Consider the following 22233-nt stretch of genomic DNA (forward strand, 5'->3'; position numbering starts at 1 on the left):
CCGAGGTGGCCACGTTCGTGCCGGTGAAGGTGACGGTGAGGGTGCCGGCCGTGTCGGTGAAGGTGGCGAAGGTCGCCCCGTTCGTGTCGAGCAGGTCGTTGCCCGAGACCGTGAAGGTCGAGGCGCCGAAGCCGAACGTGTCCTGCGCATTCGCCCCGCCCTGGCGGGCAAGGGTCAGCGTGGCGCCGGCATAGTCGCCGACGCCGCTTTGCAGCGCGTCGAGTTCGGTATCGGAGAGGGTGACGTCGCTGTCGAGGATGACGGCGGCGCCGTTCTCGAAGAACGCCACCGTGCCGCCGAGCGAGCTCGGGGCGTTGAACGTGGTGTCGAGACTGCCATCCGCGTTGTAGCGCACCACCGCGAAGTCGTATGCGGTGCCATTACCCTCGCCATAGCCCGCGAGGACGATCTTCCCGTCCGCTTGGACGATGACGCTTTTACCAGCATCCGAGCCGGGAACGACCGGGGTGAGGATCGTGCCGGTCCCGTTCGGGCCGAAAGTCGTGTCGAGGCTTCCATTGGCGTTGTAGCGCACCACCGCGACGTCGTTACCAGTCCCGTTGCCGGTGCCTAAGCCCGCGACGACGATCTTGCCGTCCGCCTGAACCGTGACGCTGTAGGCAAGGTCGGCCGACGTGCCGGCGCCGACCGGGGTGAGGATCTTTCCTCCTGTGCCGAAGGTGGTGTCGAGGCTGCCGTTGGCGTTGTAGCGCACCACCGCGACGTCGATTCCGGTCCCACTGCCGGTGCCATAGCCGGCGACGACGATCTTGCCGTCCGCCTGGATCATGACGCTGGTGCCGGTGTCGCCCGACGTGCCGGTGCCGACCGGGGTGAGGATCTTGCCGGTCCCGCCCGTGCCGAAGGTGGTGTCGAGGGTGCCGTCCGCGTTGTAGCGCACCACCGCGAAGTCGATTCCGGTCCCGCTGCCGGTGCCATAGCCGGCGACGACGATCTTGCCGTCCGCTTGAACCTTGACGCTGTTGCCGACGTCGCCCGACGTGCCGGTGCCGACCGGGGTGACGATCTTGCCGCCCGTGCCGAAGCCGGTGTCGAGGGTACCGTCCACGTTGTAGCGCACCACCACGACGTCGTCACCGGCCCCGCTGGTCTCTCCTTGGCCCGCGACGACGATCTTGCCGTCCGCCTGCACCGTGACGCTGTTACCGTAATCGTTCAGCGAGCCGGCGCTGGTCGGGGTGAGGATCTTACCGCCCGTGCCGAAGGTGGTGTCGAGGCTACCGTCCGCATTGTAGCGCACCACCGCGAAGTCGGGGGTGCTACCGCTGCCCCCTCCTTGGCCCGCGACGACGATCTTGCCGTCCGCCTGCACCGTGACGCTGTAGGCAATGTCGGCCAACGTGCCGGTGCCGATCGGCGTGAGGATCTTGCCGCCCGTGCCGAAGGTGGTGTCGAGGCTGCCGTCCGTGTTGTAGCGCACCACCGCGAAGTCGCGGCCGGTCTCGCTGCCGGCGCCATAGCCGGCGACGACGATCTTGCCGTCCGCCTGGAGCGTGACGCTGTTACCGAAGTCGTTCGACGTGCCGGCGCCGACCGGGGTGAGAACCACGCCGGTCCCGACGCCGCTGAACGACGGTGCGTCGTTCATCGGCGCGATCACCGTGCTCAGGGTCGCGGGCGTGCTGGCCACACCATCGCCGACGCTGTAGCTGATCGTGATCTGGCCGCTGTAGTTCGCGGCCGGGGTGACGGTGTAGCCGCCCGCCCCGTCGCTCACGATGGTTCCGTGATCGACGCTGAGGTTGGACAGGACGAGGGTGGTGCCCTCGGGATCGGCGAAGCCCTGCAGCAGGTCGGCCGCCGTCACCGTGAAGGCGGTGTCTTCCCTGCCGCCCGCGAGGAAGGCCGGGCTGTCGGTGAGCAGCGGCGCGTCGTTCACCGCTGTGATCGTGACGGTGGTGGTGCCGGTGGTGGTGCCGGTGGTGGTGGTGGTGGCGACCCCATTGGGGCCCTGGGCGCCGGTATTGCCGTCCGAGAAGGTCCAGGCGAGCGTGACCGAAGAGGCGGGCGCCTCGGAGGTGTTGGCATAGGTGACGGCGCGCGCCACCGCCTCGGCGAGATCCGAGGTGGCCACCTCCGTGCCGGTGAAGGTGACGGTGAGCGTGCCCTCCGTGTCGGTGAAGGTGGCGAAGACCGTCCCGTTCGTGTCGAGCAGGTCGTTGCCCGAGACCGTGAAGGCCGAGGCATCGAAGCCGAACGTGTCGCTCGCGTCCGCCCCGCCCTGACGGGCCAGCGTCAGCGTGGCGCCGGCATAATCGCCCAGACCGTCCTGCAGCGCGTCGAGTTCGGTATCGGAGAGGTTGACGTCGCTGTCGAGGCGAACGCTGCTGCCGTTCTCGGTGAACGCCGCCGTGCCGCCGAGCGTGCTTTGCAGGCCGAACGTGGTGTCGAGGCTGCCATCCGCGTTGTAGCGCACCACCGCGACGTCGTAGCCGGTGCCGCTACCCTGGCCATAGCCCGTGACGACGATCTTGCCGTCCGCCTGGACCGTGACGCTAAAGCCGCTGTCGCCCGAACTGCCGGGGCCGACCGGGGTGAGTATCTTGCCGCCCGTGCCGAAGCCGGTGTCGAGGGTGCCATTGGCGTTGTAGCGCACAACCGCGATGTCGTTGCCGGTCCCGCTGCCGCTATCAATGCCGGTGCCCGCGACGACGATCCTGCCATCCGCCTGGACCGTGATGCTGTAGGCAAGGTCGGTCGACGTCCCAGTGCCGACCGGAGTGACGATCTTGCCGCCCGTGCCGAAGCCGGTGTCGAGGGTGCCATTGGCGTTGTAGCGCACCACCGCAAAGTCGTAGTCAATCCCGCCGCCGGAACTGTAGCCCGCCACGACGATCTTTCCGTCCGCCTGAACTTTGACGCTGTAGCCGATGTCTGACGACGTCCCGGTGCCGACCGGAGTGACGATCTTGCCGCCCGTGCCGAAGCCGGTGTCGAGGCTGCCATTGGCATTGTAGCGCACCACCGCGAAGTCTTCGCCGGTCCCGCTGGGACTGTAGCCCGCGACGACGATCTTACCGTCCGCCTGGACCGTGACGCTGTGGCCGGCGTCGGTCGCCGTGCCGTTGCCGACCGGGGTGACGATCTTGCCGCCCGTGCCGAAGGTGGTGTCGAGGCTGCCGTCCGCGTTGTAGCGCACCACCGCGAAGTCGGGGCCGGTACCGCTGCCGACAGCTTGGCCCGCGACGACGATCTTGCCGTCAGCCTGGAGCGTGACGCTCTGGCCAAAGTCAAACGACGTGCCGGTGCCGACCGGGGTCAGGATCTTGCCGCCCGCGCCGAAGGTGGTGTCGAGGCTGCCGTCCGCGTTGTAGCGCACCACCGCGAAGTCGGTGCCACCGCTGCCGTCGCCATAGCCCGCGACGACGATCTTGCCGTCAGCCTGCACTGTGACGCTGTAGCCGGCGTCGCTCGACGTGCCGGTGCCGACCGGGGTCAGGATCTTGCCGCCCGTGCCAAAGCTGGTGTCGAGGCTGCCGTCCGTGTTGTAGCGCACCACCGCAATGTCGGTGCCGGTCCCGTTGCCGGTGCCATAGCCAGCGACGACGATCTTGCCGTCCGCCTGCACCGTGACGCTTCGGCCGATGTCTTGCGACTCGCCGGCGCCGACCGGGGTGAGAACCGTGCCCGTCCCGACGCCGGTGAACGACGGCGCGTCGTTCACGGCCGCGAGGGTGGTGCTCAGGGTGGCGGGGATCGAGGTTGTGCCGTCTCCGACGTTGTAGCTGATGACGATCGGGCCGCTGTAGTCGGCGGCCGGGGTGACGGTGTAGCCGTCCGCCCCGTCGCTCACGATGGTGCCGTGATCGACACTGAGGTCGGAGAGGACGGGCGTCGTGCCGTCGGCATCGCTGAAGCCCTGCAGCAGGTCGTCCGCCGTCACGGTGAAGGCGGTGTCTTCCGTGCCGGCCAGGAGCGTCGCTTGGCTGCCGGTGAGCAGCGGCGCGTCGGTCACCGCCGTGAGCGAGAAGCTGCGGGTCGCGGGGGCCGGGGCGTTGGTGCCGTCGCTGACGCCGTAGGTCAGCGTCACCGGACCCGTGGCGTTCGCTACCGGCGTGATGGTGAAGGAGCCGTCCGGGTTCGCCGTGACCGTGCCGCTGGACGAGGTCAGGCCCGACACGGTCAGCATCGCGGTGCCCGCATCGGCCCAGCCTTCGAGCAACTGCGCCTCGGTCACCGTGTAGGCGACGTCCTCCGTGCCGTCGGCGAGCACGGTCTGCGTGCCGGTCAGGTCCGGGGCGGTGGTGTCTATGGCCAGGTCGGTATCGGCGCCCGTGGTTGCGCTGGAGACGCTGGCCGGGTCGAAGGACAGCGCGGTGATCGAGGTGTTGAGCAGCACGGAGGCTGAGTTGCTGCCGCCGGTGTTCGCGGTGAGGATGTCGAGCCGGCCGTCGCCGTTCACGTCGGCCACCGTCGCGCTGCGAGGCTGGCCGCCGACGGTTATGTCGGTCGTGCCGCTGAAGCCGCCGGCCCCGTCGCCCAACCGCACCGAGACGGTGCCGCTGTCGCCGTTCGCGGTGAGGATGTCGAGATGGCCGTCGCCGCTCACGTCGGCGACCGTCACGCTGAATGGGGTGGCGCCGACGGCTATGTCGGTCGTGCCGCTGAAGCCGCCGACCCCGTCGCCCAGACGCACCGAGACGGTGCCGCTGGCGTTGTTCGCGGTGAGGATGTCGAGATCGCCGTCGCCGTCCACGTCGGCGACCGTCACGCTGAAGGGGTCGGAGCCGACGGCTACGTTGGTCGTGCCGCTGAAGCCGCCAGCCCCGTCGCCCAGACGCACCGAGACGGTACCGTTGCCGCCGTTCGCGGTGAGGATGTCGAGCTTGCCGTCGCCGTTCACGTCGGCAACCGTCACGCTGAAGGGGTCGGCGCCGACGGCTATTTCGGTCGTGCCGCTGAAGCCACCGTCCCCGTCACCCAGCCGCACCGAAACCGTTCTGTTGCCGCTGTTCGCGGTGAGGATGTCGAGATCGCCGTCGCCGTCCACGTCGGCGACAGTCACGCTCATAGGCTCGGAGCCGACGGCTACGTCGGTCGTGCCGCTGAACCCGCCGGCCCCGTCGCCCAGTCGCACCGAGACGCTATTCTCGGCCATATTCGCGGTAAGGATGTCGAGCTTGCCATCTCCGTTCACGTCGGCGACCGTCATGCCGATAGGTGCGAAGCCGACGGCTACGTTGGTCGCGCCGCTGAAGCCGCCGGCCCCGTCGCCCAGCCGCACCGAAACCGTGCTGCTGCCGATATTCGCGGTGAGGATGTCGAGCTTGCCATCCTCGTTCACGTCGGCGACCGCCACACTCATAGGGTCAGAGCCGACCGCTACATTCTGTGCCGCCACGAAGCCGAGTTGGCCGGGCCTGTCCAGCGATCCGCCGTCGAGATCGAGGCCGGTGACGGTGAGGCTCGCGTCGTCCTCCCCGGCCGCGATCGTATAGGTGAAGGTCGCGCGCCCTTGCCCGTCGAGGCCGGCATAGGTGGCGGTTGCGCCGTTGCTCAGGGTCAGCCGCGGCGCGCCCGTGACAGTGACGGTCGTTTCCGTTTCCAGCGTGAAGGTGACGGTGTCGCCCGTCTTCAACGTGCCGGCACGGCTCSCCGTCGTGACGATGCCAGTCGCCTTGTTCAGGTCGGTCACGTCGGTCGTCGAGTTCGGCAGCGTCATGACTCATCCCCACGGCTCCGCCGCATCGCGAGGCCGCCCTTCGTTCAGGTTCGTGGAAGGCTCCACATCGGGAGCCAATGCAATGCGAGGCCCTGGGGGGGCATGGGGTCGTCGGCACCATGCCTTCTGGGGCGCCCCTCCCTACTGCGAATTATTGGACTGTTCTAGTCAAAAAACTGATATACGCACTAATTATCGTATCTGTACTTATAAAAGGCGCCCTTATCAGCCAAATGTTAATTAATGTTTTACAGATTACAAATTATAGCCATCATATTGTAAATCATATCGCAGCATGCAGTCGTAACGAGCAAAACTCGGAAGCAAGAGCGAGCTGATTTACAATAACACCCATTCCGTTAGCTTGAATTATCGAGATTTACCCACGCGGCCGCGCAGGGGCTTTCGTCCGCAGGGCCTCAGCGAGCCTGACTCATGGATCATGGCTCACTGAAGCTTGGTATCGGCGACGGCTTCCGGCGCGAGAAGCCCCTCGACGAACCGCATTGCCGGCCCCGACAGGGCTGCGAAATCGACGGCATAGAGGTTGAGGGAGCTCACCGCCCAGGCATCGGTGAGCTCGGCCGCGTGCAGGTGGCGCTCGCCCAGGGCCTGGAAGGCACCTTCGGCCATCACGCCGATGCCCATGCCGCACTCGATCATCCGGCACATGGCCGAGAGGCTGTCGACCTCGACCCGCTGACGCAGTGCGCGCCGGGCCTCGCGGGCGACCCGGTTGAGGTGGATCTGCACCGTGCTGCTGCCGCGCATGCCGACCTGCTCGAAATCCAGGGATTCGGCGTAGGCCACGTGGCTGCGGACACCCAGCGCATGCCCTTGCGGCATCACCAGGACGAGGCGCTCGGTGCGGTAGGGCCGCGCCGACAAGGGAAGGCCGGGCTCGCAGGCGCCGCAGATGCCGAGATCGGCCTCGCCCTCGATCACGTCCTGCGCCACGCTGCGGCTGCTGCGCTGGCGCAGGTCGATACGGATGTCGGGATGCGTCCGCGCGAAGCGGGCCATGTCGCCGGGCAGGAACTGCTCCACCGCCGAGGCGCTGGCGCTGAGGCGGACGCGCCCACGCACCCCGCCGGCGAATTCGGAGAGGTCGCTGCGCAACTGCTCTACGTTCAGCAGGATCGTCAGGGCGTGCTGGCGCAGCTGATCGCCGAGGAAGGTCGGCCGGACGCCGCGGGCATGGCGGGCCAGCAGCGGATGGCCGATCACCGCTTCGAGTTCGGCGACGCGGCGGCTCAGGGCGGAGGCCGCGATCTGCCCGCGCTCGGCCGCCCGCGCGATGCTGCCGGTCTCGCAGATCAGCACGAACAGCTCCAGCGTCCCGAGATCGAGCTGGCGAAGGAAGTGGCGCGGCGACGGCACGAAGGGGCTTTCCGGCTTGACGAAGTTCGCCGTGTCGGCAGGCAAAACCGGCGCCATCGCGGGCCGACGGTCGGCCGAGCCGTCGCGGAATGCGATGCCTCGACGCCGGAGATTGAACTTCTCGGGCCCCGAGCCCCTGCCTAGGTTGCGGCCTCGCTTCCCCCGACACTCCCGGAAAACGTCGCGATGTCCTCAACCTTCCAGCCGGCCGCGTCCTCCGCGCGGGTGGCCCAGGCGCAGGTGCAGGTCGGTGCCGTGCGCCTCACCACCGGCCAGCCCTTCATCTACACCTCCAGCTGGGCGAGCCCGGTCTATGTCGACACCCGCCTGCTGATGTCGGATGTGGCCCTGCGGACTCTGGCGATGGATCACGCGGCCGCGCGCCTCGCCGGGACTGTCGCCGAGAGCGGCGTCAACGCGATCATTGGGGCAGAGAGTTCCGGCATCGCCTTCGCGGCCTGGATCGCCGAGCGCCTGCGCCTGCCGCTTCTCTACCTGCGCAAGAAGCCGATGGGCTGGGGCCAGGAAGCCCGCCTGGAAGGACGCCTGCCCCACGAGGCCCGCCTTCTCCTCGTCGACGATGTCACCACGGACGGCCGCTCCAAGATCGCGGCGGCCCGGACTCTGCGCGAGGCCGGAACCGCGATCGCCGACGTCCTCGTCGTGGTCGATTACGGGATCTATCCCGATTCCGCCGCGCGCTGGGCCGAGCATGCCCTGGCCCTCCACGCCCTCACGACGTGGCGCGACCTCCTCGCCGCCCTGCGGGAGGCCGGGGAGCTCAGTCCGGAGGCCGGAGCGATGCTCGACGCCTTCACGGTGGACCCGGTCGCGTGGTCCCTCGCCCATGGCGGAGTCGGCGCGTGAGCCGGCCCCTACACCTGGCGAACCGCATCCTCGACGCGGTGGCGGATCTCTCGCGCGACGGGCTCGGCGTCACCCGCGAGGCCTACGGCCCGGGCGAAGAGGCGGCGATGCGGGCCATCGAGGGCTTCGCCGCCGAACTCGGCCTCGCGGCGGAGCGCGATCGCTTCCAGAACCTCTGGCTGCGACTGCCCGAGGATGCGCGCTCGGAGCCCCCGGTCGTGATCGGCTCGCACCTCGATTCGGTGCCGCAGGGCGGCAATTTCGACGGTCTCGCCGGGGTCGTCGCCGGCCTGCTGGTGCTCGACCGCCTGCGCGGCCGGGCCGGACTGGCGCCGCCCCTGCGAGTCCTGGCCCTGCGCGGGGAGGAGAGCGCCTGGTACGGCAAGGCCTATACGGGCTCGCTGGCCCTCCTCGGCCGGCTGCCCGCCTCGGCCCTGGCCCTGCCCCATCGCGCCGGCCGAGGCACCCTCGGCGAGGCCATGGCCCGCAGCGGCGTCGATGTCGATGCGGTCTCGCGGGGCGAAGCATTGCTGCGGCCGCACGAGATCGCCGCCTATCTCGAACTCCATATCGAGCAGGGGCCGGTGATGATCGCGCGGGGCTGGCCCTCGGCGGTGGTCACGGGCATTCGCGGCAACATCCGCCGCCACCGCATTCGCTGCGTCGGCGAGGCCGGGCATTCCGGGGCGGTGCCGCGCTGGCTGCGCAAGGACGCGCTCCTCGCGGTGGCCGAACTCCTGTCGAGCATGGACGAGCATTGGCGCGTGCTGCTCCAGATGGGCGTCGACCTCGTGATGACGGCGGGCATCTGCACGACATCCGTACAATCGCACGCCGTCTCGGTCATACCCGGCGAAGTCACGTTCAGCTTCGAGATCCGAAGCCAGGATTCGGACACGCTGGCGCGGTTCGACCAGCTGTTCCAGGAGGCCTGCCGGGGCATCGCCGCGAGCCGGGGCGTCAGCTTCGACTTCGACGCGGCCCTCACGTCGGCCCCGGCCGCCATGGATGCGGGCTGGATCGCACGGCTGGAGGCGGCCGGCGCGGCGCGGGGCGCGCCGGTGGAGCGCGTCCCGAGCGGGGCGGGTCACGACGCCGCAGTCTTCGCCGGATCCGGCGTGCCCGCCGCGATGGTGTTCGTGCGCAACGCCAACGGATCGCACAACCCGCACGAGGCCATGGACACCGCCGACCTCCTCGACGGCGTCGACCTGCTCCTCACGGCGCTGACCGGGGCGGCGGCGAAGGACGTGTCCGGGCTCGCGGCTTGACGGTCGTCACGCCCTGTCCCCCGACCGCGCTGCCAAGTGCACAAGAATTGCACAGGCCTCGCGAATGCAGAGGCCCCCGCAATCGCCGATGCCCCGCGGCGGTCTTCGCAGCGGCGGTCTCTGCAAGAAAGCTCGTTTCCCCAAGAGAGTTTGATTTGCCGATGTCCCTGACCAAACGCAGCCTCCTCCTCGCCCTCGGCCTGAGTTCCGCCCTGCTGTCGATGGGGAGCGTTCAGGCCCAGGAGGCGCTCGGGCAGATCGAGAAGTCCAAGGTCGTGAAGATCGGCGTGCCGGCCGATTACCCGCCCTACGGCTTCGTCGGCCTCGACCTGAAGCCGATCGGCCTCGACATCGATGTCGCCAACCTCATCGGGGCCAAGCTCGGCGCCACGGTGGAACTGGTGCCGGTGGTGAGCGCCAACCGCATCCCCTACCTCCAGACGAAGAAGATCGACCTCATCGTCTCGACGCTCGGCAAGAACGAGGAGCGGGTGAAGATCATCGATTTCAGCGCCGCCTATGCGCCCTTCTACCAGGGCGTGTTCGCGCTGAAATCCCTTCCCATCAAGAGCTTCGACGACCTCGCGGGCAAGTCCGTGGCGGTGACGCGCGGCGCCATGGAGGACGAGATGCTGGGCAAGGTCGCCCCCGCCTCCACCCAGATCCAGCGCTTCGAGGATCAGGCCGCCACCACCGCCGCCTTCGCGGCCGGGCAGACCCAGGTCATCGCCACCAGCGTCTCGAATATCGGCGTGCTCAGCCGCAAGAGCCCTAATCTCGGCATCGAGTACAAGCTGCTGCTACGTGACAGCCCCTGCTTCGTCGGCATCGCCAAGGGCGAGGACGCCCTCTTGAAGAAGGTCAACGAGATCGTCCTGGCCGCCAAGGCGGACGGCACCCTCGAAGCCCTCTCGCAGAAATGGCTGAAGCGCGGGACCGGCGACCTCCCCCTGTAGAACCCGCCCTAGAGAACCTGCCGCTCTGAAACTCGCCCGTCCGCCGAGGGCCGTCCCGCTGGGCCGGCTCTCGCTCACGCCGCCTGCCAGGGTCCCCGACCGTCCATGCCGCTGCAACTCGACTTCGCGAGCATTCTCGCCCAGTGGCCCCTGCTCGTGCGGGGGGCGGCCTGGACCATCGGCCTGACGGCGGTCGCCACCCTGCTGGGGGGAATGATCGGCATTCTCTGCGCCTGGGCGCGGGCCAGCGGGCCGCGTCCGCTGCGCTGGCTCGCCGGCGCCTATGTCGAGCTGATCCGCAACACGCCCTTCATCGTACAGCTGTTCTTCATCTTCTTCGGCCTGCCGGAACTCGGCATCCGGCTGTCGCCAGCCCTGGCCTCGATCCTCGCCATGACCATCAACCTCGGGGCCTACGCCACCGAGATCCTGCGCTCCGGCATCGAGGCGACGCCGCGCGGGCAGATCGAGGCCGCAGAGAGCCTCGCTTTGACCCGGGCGCAGGTCTTCACCCGGGTAGTGCTGCCCCCGGCCCTCAAGAAGGTCTGGCCTGCCCTGGTGAGCCAGATCGTCATCGTCATGCTGGGATCGGCCGTCTGCGGCCAGATCTCGACGGAGGAACTGAGCTACGCCACCAACCTGATTCAGAGCCGGAACTTCCGGGCCTTCGAAGCCTACATCGTCGGCACCCTGATCTACCTCGCCCTCGCGATCCTCGTACGCAACCTGCTCAACTGGGCCGGGCCGCGCTTCCTGTTCGGCCGTTAGGGAGGTCGCCATGCCGGAATTCACCCTCTGGGACATCGTCCGTAACCTGCTCCTCGCCGCGCGCTGGACCGTGGCGCTCTCCCTGATCGCCTTCCTCGGGGGCACGATCGTCGGCCTTGGCCTCCTGCTCCTGCGGCTCTCGGGACGACGCGTCCTTGAGCGCGGCGTGGGCGCCTTTGTGCAGCTCTTCCAGGGCACGCCCCTGCTGATGCAGCTGTTCCTTCTGTATTTCGGCCTTGCGATGGTGGGGGTGAACACCTCCGCCTGGCTCGCGGCCTGCGTGGCGCTGACCCTCTACGCCTCCGCCTACCTGACCGAGATCTGGCGCGGCTGCGTCGCCGCGATCCCGCGCGGGCAGTGGGAAGCCTCCGCCAGTCTGGCGCTGAGCTTCGGCCAGCAGTTCCGCCACATCATCCTGCCCCAGGCCTTGCGGATCGCGGTAGCGCCCACGGTGGGCTTCCTGGTCCAGGTGGTGAAGGGCACGGCGCTCGCCTCGGTGATCGGCTTCGTGGAACTCACGAAGGCCGGCGGCATGATCGCCAACGTCACTTACGAGCCGATGCTGACCTATGCCTGCGTGGCGGCGATGTACTTCGCCCTGTGCTTCCCCATCAGCCTCTATGCCCGTGTCCTCGAAAGGAAACTCGCATGAATGCCGTTCCCGAGCCGCTGCCGACGGGCGGCCTCGCCGGTACGCCCCACACCCGGGTCGGCGCCCCGATCCTGCGGATCACGGCATTGCGCAAATCCTACGGCACCCACGAGGTCCTGCGCGGCATCGACCTCGACGTGGCGCGCGGCGAGGTGCTGGCGATCATCGGCAAGAGCGGCTCCGGCAAGAGCACGCTCCTGCGCTGCATCAACGGCCTGGAGGTGTTCCAGCACGGCTCGCTGATCGTCGACGGAAAGCACCTGCTCTACGACAACGCCAAGGCCATGCGTGAGCTTCGCCAGGGCGTCGGCATGATCTTCCAGAACTTCAACCTGTTCCCGCACCTCTCGGTGGGGCGCAACGTCATGCTGGCGCCGCACCTCGTGAAGAAGCGCGGGGGCCCCGAGAACGAGGCCCGCGCCCGCCAGCTCCTCGCCCGCGTGGGTCTGGCGGAGAAGTTCGACGCAATGCCGGACAAACTCTCCGGAGGCCAGCAGCAGCGCGTGGCCATCGCCCGGGCGCTGGCCATGGACCCGGCGATCATGCTCTGCGACGAGATCACCAGCGCGCTGGACCCTGAACTCGTCGGCGAGGTCCTTCGGGTGGTGGAATCGCTGGCCGAGGAGGGCATGACCCTCCTGATGGTCACCCACGAGATGAACTTCGCCCGCAAGGTCGCCGACCGGGTGATCTTCATGCATCAAGGGCTGGTCCACGAGATCGGCCCGCCCGCGGAGGTGTTCGGCGCTCCGAAGACGCCCGAGCTGCGTCAGTTCCTGTCGTCGCTGCACGATTGAGGATGCTGGCGATGCCAAGGAGGCGAACCTCGTCGGGCTGCAGGAGCCGCGGATCACAGCCCATCTGGCTCCGGGGCGGGGGTGTCACGGCGAGACGGATGGGGCCGGTCGCCGGAAGCTGACGAAGACGTCCCCGATGCGTGCGATGACAGCACGGTTTAAGCGGCGGGCGGCCGCAGCAAGCAGGTAGTCGAGCGCGTGTTTGGGCAGATCAAGCAGACCCGAGGCTCGCGCCGGTTCCTACTCCGAGGCCTCGACAAGATCTGGGACGCATGAGCGATGATCTGCACCATCGGCAACTTCCTCAAGCTGGCGAAGGCCGGGAAGTGAACCCAAAGCAAGTGACATGACCGTCAAAATTTCCATGCCAATCCCGAGGCCCGAAGCCAATACTTAGACAGACGCGGTGATTGGGGTCCGGCCGCGGGTCCGCTGAAGGCGGCTGCTCCTATCGAGATGTGGGATCGTGGGCGTGGTTGCATCGCCACAACATCAGGACGGATCACCCATGACGCACCCTTCCCGGATTTTACATCCCCCTTGAAGAGACCGCCATCTGTGTGGTCGACGAGGCAGGTCGGAACATTGAGTAGCCGAGAGCCTTCGGCCAAGGGCAGGCCCTACAACTCCGATCTCGACCTCGGATTTTGGCGACGACCTGCCCTGAACGGGGCATTATCCGAGCCGCTTGCGCGGATCCGGTCCGGTCAAGGCAGCCTTCCGGCTCAATCCCTTATGGACATGCACCATGAGGGCGATGCCGAAGAGCGGCGTCAGCAGGTTGAGGACGGGCACCACCATCAGCCCCGCCAGCATGGCGCCGGCTGTCATGGTGGTCATGCCGAAATGCCGGCGCATCTCCCCCGCTTCCGCCATGGGCCGGAAGCGCCCGGCGGCGAGTTCGAAATACTCGCGTCCGAGCAGGTAGGTGTTGGCGAGGAAGAACGCCACGAGGTTCACGCCCGGCACGAAGAACAGGATCAGCGCCACGAGGTTGACCAGCAGGGCGAGCCCCGCGAAGCGCAAGGCGTAGAGCATCGCCGAGCCGATCGGCAGTGCCGTGCCCGGGGCGTCACCCGGAAAATCGGTGCGCTCCACGATGGCCGCCGCATCGTCGAGGAAGTAGCCCGCGACCAGGATCGAGACCGCCGGCATGACATAGGCGAGGCCGATGAACAGGCCGGCGCCGGCGAAGAAGACCGCCAGGGTATCCAGGAACGGATAACTTGCCGAGAGATGATGGTTCGCCAGGAACCAGTCGATCGCCTTGGTGAGGCCGGCCCAGATCAGGATGAGAAGCCCGATCGTCAGGGCGAGCGACTTCCACAGGATGGCGCGCAGAGGCGGCGAAAGCACCTGCCTGAGGGCAGCGTAGGCAGCCTGAATGAGCATGGCGGCCGAATCCTTGTTCCGCACGAGGGAAGACGGGTGCCCGGACAGGCCCGGCCGTCAGCGCCGGGTTCTGGCGTCGCCCGCGCTGCGGCGCAACCCCGGCCGGTCTTTCGCGGTGCGGCATGGCCTCTCCAACGATGCGACATGAAGGACGAGCCTCACACGAGTCCGTGCAATGTTCTCCCACCGTAACGGCTGGTAGAGAATCACCACGCACTCTCCCCCGCTTCGCCGATCACGGACATTTCCCGGAAACAACCCTCCGCATGGTCCCCACACCCCGTCCCGCCCATAGCCATTTGCGGCAGAGCATCGCGCCGCGCCTGGCACCGCTGCCCGACCACGCGGATGTGATCGTGGTCGGCGCGGGCGCCGCCGGCATCGCCGCGGCGCGGACCCTTACGGAGCGGGGCATCTCGGTGGCGGTGCTGGAGGCGCGCGATCGGATCGGCGGTCGGCTGATCACCACGATGCTGCGCGGCCACCCGGTGGATCTGGGCGGGCATTGGCTCCATGCCGGACCGATCAATCCGCTGGTTCGCCTGGGCAAGGCGCGTGGCGAGCCCCTGCGGGTCGCCGCGCAGGAGGGACACCTGCTCGTATCGGGCCGGAAAGGACGCCGGGCGGAAGTCGCGGCCCATGCCCGTGCCTTCTCGGTAGCCGATCGCGCCCTGACCAGCCAGGCCGGCCTCGAAGGCCCCGACCGCCCGGCGTCCAGTGCCCTCCCGCCCGGTCTGGGCCCTTGGGCGGAACGCATCGCCCTCGTCCACGGCCTCGTCTCCGGGCGCCCCCTCACGGAGATCTCCCTCCACGACTTCCCCAGCATGGAATACGGCGACAATTACTTCATCGCCGGCGGCTTCGGCGGCTATCTCGCCCGTCTGGCGCAGGGGCTTCCCATCGCCCTGAACACGCCGGTCGTGCGCATCGACTGGTCGGGAACCGGTGTCACCGTGGAGGTGGCGGACGGATCGGTGCGGCGGGCCGCGGCGGTGATCGTGACGATCCCGATGATGGTGCTGCGCGCAGCACCGCTCTTCACCCCGTCCCTGCCGCCCAAGACTCGCGCGGCCATCGACGGGTTCTCCAGCGGGATCTACGAACACGCCGTGCTGCACTGGCCGTCCGCACCCTTCCTAGGGCGCGACCGGCTCGCCGCCTTGACGGGCGGACGCCACAAGCCTCCCGGACTGCTCACACGTGTGGATGGGACGCCGTTTCATCTGTTCGAACTCGACACGCCGATGACCCAGGCCCTGGATGCCCGGGGCCGGAACCCGGATTCCGTCCGGCGCCTCGTGCGCGCTGTCCTGGCGGACCATGTCGGCCATCGCGCCCAGCATGATCTTTCCATTCCGGCCATCAGCGAATGGCGCCACGACCCCTGGTCGCTCGGTTCATGGGCCGTGGTCCCGCCCGGACATGCTCCGGCACGGACGCAACTTCAGGCATCGCTGGGCAACAAGATCTGGTTCGCCGGTGAGGCGCTGTCCCGTCTGCAATGGGGAACCGCCGGTGGAGCCTATGAAGAAGGTATGAGAGCGGCGAATGAAGCTGCAACCTCCATTTCGACACATCTCAAGTTGCACGCTCAGTAGGTCACGCCCTGTCGAATGTCACTTTGTACTTTTATCATTATGCATCATGACTGGATTAAGCTTCTTTCCATGTTTGCAAATTATCACGAACCCGCGGGTATCGCCGGATCTCGGGCTTAGTGCGAATGCTGGATGGGACAGTCCTATTAATCACAGACCGGCCGGACAGCAGCGAAATCTTGCGCGGCGAACTGAGCCTCGTAGCGGATTGCAAGGTCGTCCGGTTCGATGCGGCCTTCGACATCACGCGTGAGACGATTGGTGCGATATCCGATGTGACCCTCGCTCGGCGCGACGCCGTGACCGCCATGCGCCGGGCCTTCGCGAAGCTCAACGGCGCGGACGTTCCCATCATCTGCCTCTTGCGCAACACGAGCGAGAACGGCCTACGCGACGCCAAGAACCTCGGCGCGACGTGCTGCCTCTCGGCGCACACGCCCCCCGCCATGGTCGCCCGCACGATGATGACGCAGGTGATCCAAGACCGTGCGGACAGGCCGGTGCGGAGCATCGAGCGCGGCGTGGCACGGGCCACCGAAGTCCTGACCCGCCTGTTCGATGGCGCCCGGTCGAACGGCCCGGTCGCTCTGGCACAGGTCGATGCCAGCCTCGAACCGATCATCGAAGCGGTTCGCGACGGCGGATTGACCCGTTGGCTCGACCGGGTCTGGACGCATGATGACGCCACCTACCAGCATTGCCTGCTGGTGGCAGGCGTTGCCGCCAAGTTTTCGCTTCACCTCGGCTTCTCGGCCAGCGACCGCAATCACTTCGTCCGCGCCGCTTTGCTCCACGATCTGGGGAAAGCCCGGATTCCGCTGGCGATCCTCAACAAGCCGGGCCGGCTCGACGAGGGAGAGATGACGGTCATGCGCACGCACCCGGTCATCGGCTACGAGAAGCTGAAAGCGGCCGGCTGCGATGCCCTCACCCTCGGCGCCGTGCGGCATCATCACGAGATGCTCGACGGTTCGGGCTATCCCGACCGCCTCAGCGGGGATTCCATCGGCGATACCGTGCGGCTGATGACGATCTGCGACATCTACTCGGCGCTGACCGAGAAACGCGCCTACAAGCCGGCCATGCCGAACGCCGTCGCCATGGCGATCCTCTCGGACATGAAGGGTCGGCTGGAGGATAGGCTGGTCCAGTCCTTCGGCGAGGCCATGGGGAACGGCTCGTGACGAAGCCGAAACGAATCCCGGACGCGGCTCGGGACAGGGCGAACCTCAGCCGAAGCCGCCCCGCTTGAGCCGCATCACGGTCCGATCCAGCGCGCCGAGATAGGCGGAGCGGTCCCGGGCCGAGAACGGTCGCGGACCGCCCGTGACCGTGCCCGCCTCGCGCAGGTCCTGCATCAGGTTGCGGGTGGCGAGGGCGAGGCCGATCCCGCTCTCGCTGAAGGGCTTCCCGGTCGGCGCGAGCACCTCGGCACCCGCCTTCACGCATCGGCTCGCCAGAGGCACGTCCGAGGTGACGACGACGGCCCCCGGCCGGGCGCGCTCCGCGATCCAATCGTCGGCGGCGTCGAAACGATCGCTCACGACGACGCGCTCGATCCAGGGTTCCCGCGGCAGGGTGATGAAGCTGTTCGCCACCACGTAGACATGCAGGCCGTAGCGGCCGGCGACCCGGTAGGTCTCGTCCTTCACCGGGCAGGCATCGGCGTCGATGTAGACGACGATCGAACGGTCGGCGGCCGGCTCGCTCACGCGGACGCCGCCAAGGGCGCGGACAAGGGCGCGGCCACGCTCCGTCCGCCCTCGGTCTCCTCGAGCGCCGGAACCACCCGCTCCAGAGTCGAGACGGCCAGGGGCTGGCCCCGGCCACGCAGGGCGTGGGCGCCGAGCGAGCGGGCGTGGATGCCCTCGGGCAGGCGCGGAAGGCGGGCGAGGAGATCGTCCGAAATCAGGATCTCGGTGCCCAGGGGCCGGCACAGGGCCTCGATCCGCGAAGTCACGTTCACCGTGTCGCCGAAATACGCGATCTTGTGCCGGTCGACCCCGACTTCGGCCGTGACGATGGATCCGCCATGCAGCGCCGCCCGCAAACGGGGTACGACGCCGAATCGGGCCTGCCAGATCGACGCCTCGGCCTCGATCCTGTCGAGGACGTCGAACACGCAGGCGACGCAGCGCCCGTCCTTGAGGCCCCGCTCCATCGGCCAGGTGATCATGGCCATGTCGCCGATGTAATCGTCGGTGGAGCCGTGGTTGCGGCGCACGGGCTCGGCGAGGGCGGCGAAGACCGCGCCGAGATAGGCCTGGGCCTTCAGGTCGCCATGGGTCTCGGCGAAGGCGGTGGAGCCGACGACGTCGAGGAAGAGGAAGATGCGGTCCTCGCGCACCGGCTTGTGATAGCGGCCGACGAGAAAGTTCACGAACACCTCGCCGCCGATGAGATCGCGCATGCGGATGACGAAGACGAGCATCGCCGACACCGCCAGCGAGTAGGCGAGGACCCGAGGCGTGATCTTGACGGCGTCCTTGAGCGCGTCCCCGGTCAGGCCCAGGGCCCAGACGACGAGGCCCCCGAGCGCGATGCCGCTGGCGATCATCAGGACATAGGCGAGCTCGGCCGTGAGCACGTAGATCTTCGCCGGCAACTGGCGCAGGCGCGCCTGAAGGCCGCCGAAGATCAGGCCACGGTCGAAGGCGAGGGTGGTCGCCCCCACCGCGAGGCCATAGATCACCCCGGCCAGCGGCGAGGCGCCGTTGGCGAACAGAAGGTCGTAGAGGAGCCCGGCGCCGCTGCAGGCGACGAGAATGAGCATCCAGAACCAGCGGTGCGGCGGTAGCATCAGGCGTCACCCCGGTCTGGCTCGTCACGAAGACGATGGCGTCGCGCGGGGAGAAGCAAGGCGTGGCATCCTTCGGAAGGCCATCGTCGGAAGACGCGGGTGAGTTACCGCGCCGAGACGACCGGCCCACCCTGAACAACGGTCCATGATGGCGCGATTAAGGCCATGGGCCGTTAAGGCTGCCTTCGAAATTCATTGACCGCCCGGAAGACCGTGAGATCTCCGTAACCGGGTACGCTTTAGGCTCGTTGTCAGACAGGCAGCCCTCACTGCTGCAACGCGGCTCGACCGCTTCAGAAGGCGCGCATCGCGATGAGCATGACGAGTGCGAACCCGGATCCGACCACCCCCAAGGCGTCGGCGACACGCACGCTGGTGGCCCCGCGCGACATTCGCGCCATCGCGCACGACCTCGGCTATTCGCCCGACTGGAACTGGAGCTGGGAGAACTACAAGAACACGATCGTCGCCCTCACAAACGAGTACGACCTTCGCGACCATTTCGAGATCGGCGGCGGGCGCGACCCGGTCTTCCAGCCGCCCGAACTGCTGCGTCACGGGATCAAGGTGACGATCAACGACATCTCGCAGAAGGAGCTCGATCTCGCTCCTCCCGAATTCTCGAAACTCTGCTGCGACATCGCCTCGCCTTCCACCCTCGACACCATCGGCCGAAACCGGTTCGACTTCGCCTATTGCTCGATGGTGATGGAGCATGTGCCGGACGTGGCGCAGATGTGGCGCAACATCCATGGCCTTCTAACCCCGGGCGGCGCAGCGCTCAGCTTCTTTCCCACCCTGTTCGCCCCGCCCTTCGTCGCCAACCAGCTCATGCCGGAGGCCCTGTCGCGCGCCGTGCTCCACACCCTGTTCCCGGACCGCAGGGACGATGGCGGCAACCCGAAATTCCCGGCGCATTACAATTACTGCCGGGGCAGCGAGGCGGTGATCGTGCCGCTCCTGAAGGAGATCGGCTTTCGCGAGATCGTCGTGCTGCCGTTCTACGGCTACAGCTACTTCCAGAAGCTGCCCGGCCTGCGCCAGATCGACGACGCATTCACCCGCCTCGCCCGGAGCCGCGACTGGCGGACCTTCACGAGCTTCGCTTTCGTCATCGCGCGTAAATGACCATCACCCGGTCCGATGCGGTCATGAATGTCATCATCGTCGCCGATCACGCCTTCATCAACGGTGGGCAGGCGAAAGTCGCCATCGAGAGCGCCCTCGGCCTCGCGAGGCGCGGCCACCGCGTCGTGTTCTTCGCAGCCGTCGGCCCGGCCGATCCGCGTCTGGCGGCCGCCGGGATCGAGGTGATCGTGCTTGGCCAGACCGACGTGGCGCTCACGACTTCGCTCGCCAGTTTCGGCGTGCAATGGCTCTGGAACCGGCCAGCGGCTCTCCGCCTCCAAGCGCTCCTCTCCGGTTACGATCCGGAAGACAGCGTCGTCCACGTCCATGGCTGGGCCAAGGCCCTGTCGCCCTCCATCGGGCCGGTGCTCAAGGCGACGAGGGTGCCGGTGGTGTTCACCATGCACGAATACTATCTCGCCTGCCCCAATGGCGGCTTCTACGATTACCCGATCTCGGCCGCCTGCCACCGGACCCCGCTCTCGCCCGCCTGCATCGCCTACAATTGCGATTCCCGGAGCTATGCCCGCAAACTGATGCGGGTCGGCCGCCATGCCTTGATGCGGGGGTCGGGGCTGGTGGGCAGCGCGGCCACCGTCATCACCATCAGTCGGCTGCAGAAGACCGTTCTCGCCCCCTACCTGCCGAAACGGACACGCTATTTCGAGGTCTCGAACCCCGTGGATGCGGAGCCCCTCGGGCGGAAGGCAGAGCGGCCGCTGGGCGATATCGTCTTCGTCGGGCGGGTCTCGCCCGAGAAGGGCGCGAACGTCTTCGCCGAGGCCGCCCGCCTCGCCGGGCAGACGGCCGTGTTCATCGGCGACGGCCCGCAGCGGGCGCAGCTCGAGGCGGACTATCCGGAGGCCAGCTTCCTCGGCTGGAAGAACCCGGCCGAGGTCAAGGCGCTGATGCGCGCGGCCCGCGCCCTCGTCTTCCCCTCGGTCTGGTACGAGGGCCAGCCCCTCACCGTGCTCGAATCCCTGGCGGCGGGGACGCCGGTGATCGTCAGCGACATCTGCGCCGGACGGGAAGCGGTGGAGGACGGCGTCAACGGTCTCTGGTTCGCGTCCGGCAAACCGGATTCCCTCGCCGCCGCCCTCATGCGTCTTTCCGACGACGCGGAGGCGCGCCGGATGTCGGATGCGGCCTACGACCTGTTCTGGGCCGATCCGCTGACCCTCGACCGGCATCTCGACGGGATCGAGGCGGTCTACCGAAGCAGCCTCGCTTCCGCGCGCTCTCCCTCGACCATCCGGGCCATCCACGCCTGAACCGCCGTGACGTCGGCCTGGCCGAGCCCGTGCCCGGCCGGCTGGATGTCGTGCGTCACATCCGCCCCGGCCCGGCCGAGGATTCCGGCGAGACGCGCGGCGTTCTCGGCCGGCACGATCGGATCGGCCATGCCCGACAGCATCAGCACGGGCGTGCCGGTCAGGTCGGGAACGGGCGGCTCCGCCAGCGGCATCATCGGCCGGAGCAGCGCCGCTCCTGCCAGCACGCCCGGATGAAGCAGGAGAAGGGCGGCGGCGATGTTGGCGCCGTTGGAGAAGCCAAGCGCCACCGGAGCGGCGATTCCGTAGGCCTCACGGGCCTCCGCGATGAAATCCGCGAGCTCCCGCGCACGACGCCGGAGGTCGGCCTCGTCGAAGACACCCTCGGCGAGTCGGCGGAAGAAGCGCGGCATGCCGTTCTCCAGGACGGCTCCGCGCGGCGACAGCAGGGCGGAGCCCGGCGAGACGGCGCGACCCAGGGGCAGCAGGTCGCTCTCGTCGCCGCCGGTGCCGTGGAGCAGCAGGAGCGGAGGCGAGCCGGCCACGGTCGCGGGCTCGAAACGGTGAGTGAAGGACAGCTTGGTCATGACGGCCTCGCGAAAAGTGCGTGGGAACCGCCCCTCCTCGCGGAGGGGCGGCCGTGTCAGGCGATGACGGGGAGAACCTCCTCGATCCGCGCGCGGTGCGCTTCGAGGAAGGCGGGGAGCTTGAGCGCCTCGCCCAGCGTCTCGGCCGGCTCGTCGACGGCAAAGCCCGGGATGTCGGTGGCGATCTCGAACAGCACGCCGCCGGGCTCGCGGAAGTAAACTGAGCGGAAATAGGCGCGGTCCCGCTGCTCGGTCACCTGCAGGCCATGGGTGCCGGTGAGATCGGCCACCATGGCGGCCTGCTCGGCATCGTCCTTCGCCCGGAAGGCGATGTGATGTACCGAGCCGGCACCGGGCCGGCCGCGCAGGAACTCGCCCACTGCCCGGAGGGTGACGAACCCACCGACGCCGTTGCCATTGGCGTAGCGGGTCATCGCCCCGTCGCGCCCGGCCTCGGCGAAGCCGAACACCCCGGTGAGGATCCGCGCCGTCGGCTCCGCCTCGTTGAGGAGCAGGGTGACGCCGTGGAAGCCTCGGATGGCGTGCTCGGCCGGAACCTCGGCACCGGTCCAGGAAGGCGCCCCCTCGGTGGCCTCGTCGACCCCGACCAGGGCCAGCACCATCCCGTCGGGATCGCGCAGGCGAAGGACCGGCTCGCCGAAGAGCTGGACCAGCGCGTCGTGGTCGACGCCCTTCTCGATCAGCCGGTGGGTCCACCAGCCGATGGAGGCGCGGGGAACGCGGAAGGCGGTCTCCTGCGTCTCGCCGATCCCGACCCGTCCCCGCGCGGCATGGGCGACGGGAAAGAACGTCAGGATCGTGCCGGGGCGGCCGGCATCGTCGCCGTAATAGAGGTGATAGGTCGAGGGATCGTCGAAATTGACGGTCTTCTTCACCAGGCGCAGGCCAAGAACGCGGCGATAGAAATCGAGGTTGCGCTGGATGTCGCCGGCATAGGCGGTGACGTGGTGCAGGCCGTTATCGGACATGATCGTGTCTCCCGGACGCGCTGGCCGGTGGATGGCCACCGCGCCGCTTTGTGATGACGACAATCTGGGGCTTGGCATGCCGCATGAAAACAGA

Annotated in this window: 17 protein-coding genes and 1 pseudogene; 11 read left to right on the top strand and 7 right to left on the bottom strand. The window is 68.1% G+C overall.

Annotation, left to right across the window (positions count from 1 at the left end):
• Both ASF32_RS10910 and ASF32_RS10915 read right to left on the bottom strand, forming a co-directional pair.
• On the bottom strand, positions 1-5683 hold a 5683-nt coding region (locus ASF32_RS10910), incomplete at its 3' end, for an FG-GAP-like repeat-containing protein (RefSeq protein ID WP_056427751.1).
• A 447-nt stretch (positions 5684-6130) separates the two neighbouring features.
• Entirely contained in the window at positions 6131-7120 is a 990-nt protein-coding gene (locus ASF32_RS10915) for a LysR substrate-binding domain-containing protein (RefSeq protein ID WP_056427754.1), read from the bottom strand.
• A 129-nt stretch (positions 7121-7249) separates the two neighbouring features.
• Here ASF32_RS10915 and ASF32_RS10920 point away from each other — a divergent pair, with 129 nt between their 5' ends.
• From ASF32_RS10920 to ASF32_RS26460, 7 genes and pseudogenes are all read left to right on the top strand, one after another.
• Complete coding sequence (locus tag ASF32_RS10920; protein WP_056427757.1) at positions 7250-7930, top strand: phosphoribosyltransferase family protein; 681 nt, start codon at positions 7250-7252, stop codon at positions 7928-7930.
• On the top strand, positions 7927-9201 hold the full coding sequence (locus tag ASF32_RS10925) for a hydantoinase/carbamoylase family amidase (RefSeq protein WP_056427760.1): 1275 nt from the start codon (positions 7927-7929) through the stop codon (positions 9199-9201). The genes ASF32_RS10920 and ASF32_RS10925 overlap by 4 nt, the downstream gene beginning before the upstream one ends.
• A gap of 161 nt (positions 9202-9362) precedes the next feature.
• Positions 9363-10157, top strand: coding sequence for a transporter substrate-binding domain-containing protein (locus ASF32_RS10930; RefSeq protein WP_056427763.1), 795 nt, complete (start codon positions 9363-9365; stop codon positions 10155-10157).
• A gap of 105 nt (positions 10158-10262) precedes the next feature.
• Complete coding sequence (locus ASF32_RS10935; protein ID WP_056427766.1) at positions 10263-10925, top strand: amino acid ABC transporter permease; 663 nt, start codon at positions 10263-10265, stop codon at positions 10923-10925.
• A 10-nt stretch (positions 10926-10935) separates the two neighbouring features.
• A complete protein-coding gene (locus tag ASF32_RS10940) occupies positions 10936-11577 on the top strand; it encodes an amino acid ABC transporter permease (RefSeq protein WP_056427769.1) in 642 nt (213 codons plus the stop codon).
• Positions 11574-12374 (top strand): amino acid ABC transporter ATP-binding protein, encoded by an 801-nt coding sequence (locus ASF32_RS10945; protein WP_056427772.1) that lies wholly within the window; start codon positions 11574-11576, stop codon positions 12372-12374. The genes ASF32_RS10940 and ASF32_RS10945 overlap by 4 nt, the downstream gene beginning before the upstream one ends.
• A 1-nt stretch (position 12375) precedes the next feature.
• A pseudogene (locus tag ASF32_RS26460) lies at positions 12376-12650 on the top strand (transposase); the annotation flags it as partial.
• A gap of 399 nt (positions 12651-13049) precedes the next feature.
• On the opposite strand, the gene ASF32_RS10950 reads toward ASF32_RS26460, so the two are convergent.
• Positions 13050-13766 (bottom strand): sulfate transporter family protein, encoded by a 717-nt coding sequence (locus tag ASF32_RS10950; protein ID WP_056427781.1) that lies wholly within the window; start codon positions 13764-13766, stop codon positions 13050-13052.
• A 266-nt stretch (positions 13767-14032) separates the two neighbouring features.
• Between ASF32_RS10950 and ASF32_RS10955 the strand changes: the two genes are divergently transcribed.
• Positions 14033-15364, top strand: coding sequence for an NAD(P)/FAD-dependent oxidoreductase (locus ASF32_RS10955; protein WP_056427783.1), 1332 nt, complete (start codon positions 14033-14035; stop codon positions 15362-15364).
• Positions 15365-15543: 179 nt separating this feature from the next.
• Positions 15544-16548 (top strand): HD domain-containing phosphohydrolase, encoded by a 1005-nt coding sequence (locus tag ASF32_RS10960; RefSeq protein WP_244483624.1) that lies wholly within the window; start codon positions 15544-15546, stop codon positions 16546-16548.
• Between the two features lie 45 nt (positions 16549-16593).
• On the opposite strand, the gene ASF32_RS10965 is transcribed toward ASF32_RS10960, so the two are convergent.
• The gene (locus tag ASF32_RS10965) at positions 16594-17076 is read right to left on the bottom strand and encodes a YaiI/YqxD family protein (protein ID WP_056427788.1); all 483 of its coding nucleotides are present in this window, start codon (positions 17074-17076) and stop codon (positions 16594-16596) included.
• Positions 17073-18164 carry an adenylate/guanylate cyclase domain-containing protein gene (locus tag ASF32_RS10970; RefSeq protein WP_056427791.1) on the bottom strand — a complete coding sequence of 364 codons (1092 nt, stop codon included), beginning with the start codon at positions 18162-18164 and terminating at the stop codon, positions 17073-17075. The genes ASF32_RS10965 and ASF32_RS10970 overlap by 4 nt, the downstream gene beginning before the upstream one ends.
• Before the next feature lie 312 nt (positions 18165-18476).
• Between ASF32_RS10970 and ASF32_RS10975 the strand changes: the two genes are divergently transcribed.
• Entirely contained in the window at positions 18477-19292 is an 816-nt protein-coding gene (locus ASF32_RS10975) for a methyltransferase domain-containing protein (RefSeq protein WP_056427794.1), read from the top strand.
• 23 nt (positions 19293-19315) lie between these two features.
• Positions 19316-20563 (top strand): glycosyltransferase family 4 protein, encoded by a 1248-nt coding sequence (locus tag ASF32_RS10980; protein WP_056428584.1) that lies wholly within the window; start codon positions 19316-19318, stop codon positions 20561-20563.
• Here the strand turns inward: ASF32_RS10980 and ASF32_RS10985 are convergent.
• Both ASF32_RS10985 and ASF32_RS10990 read right to left on the bottom strand, forming a co-directional pair.
• Positions 20503-21150 (bottom strand): alpha/beta hydrolase, encoded by a 648-nt coding sequence (locus tag ASF32_RS10985; RefSeq protein ID WP_056427796.1) that lies wholly within the window; start codon positions 21148-21150, stop codon positions 20503-20505. The genes ASF32_RS10980 and ASF32_RS10985 overlap by 61 nt on opposite strands.
• Positions 21151-21206: 56 nt before the next feature.
• Positions 21207-22139 (bottom strand): ring-cleaving dioxygenase, encoded by a 933-nt coding sequence (locus ASF32_RS10990; RefSeq protein WP_056427800.1) that lies wholly within the window; start codon positions 22137-22139, stop codon positions 21207-21209.
• Positions 22140-22233 lie beyond the last annotated feature (94 nt).

The sequence above is a fragment of the Methylobacterium sp. Leaf91 genome, assembly GCF_001422815.1.
Classification (GTDB): Bacteria; Pseudomonadota; Alphaproteobacteria; order Rhizobiales; family Beijerinckiaceae; genus Methylobacterium.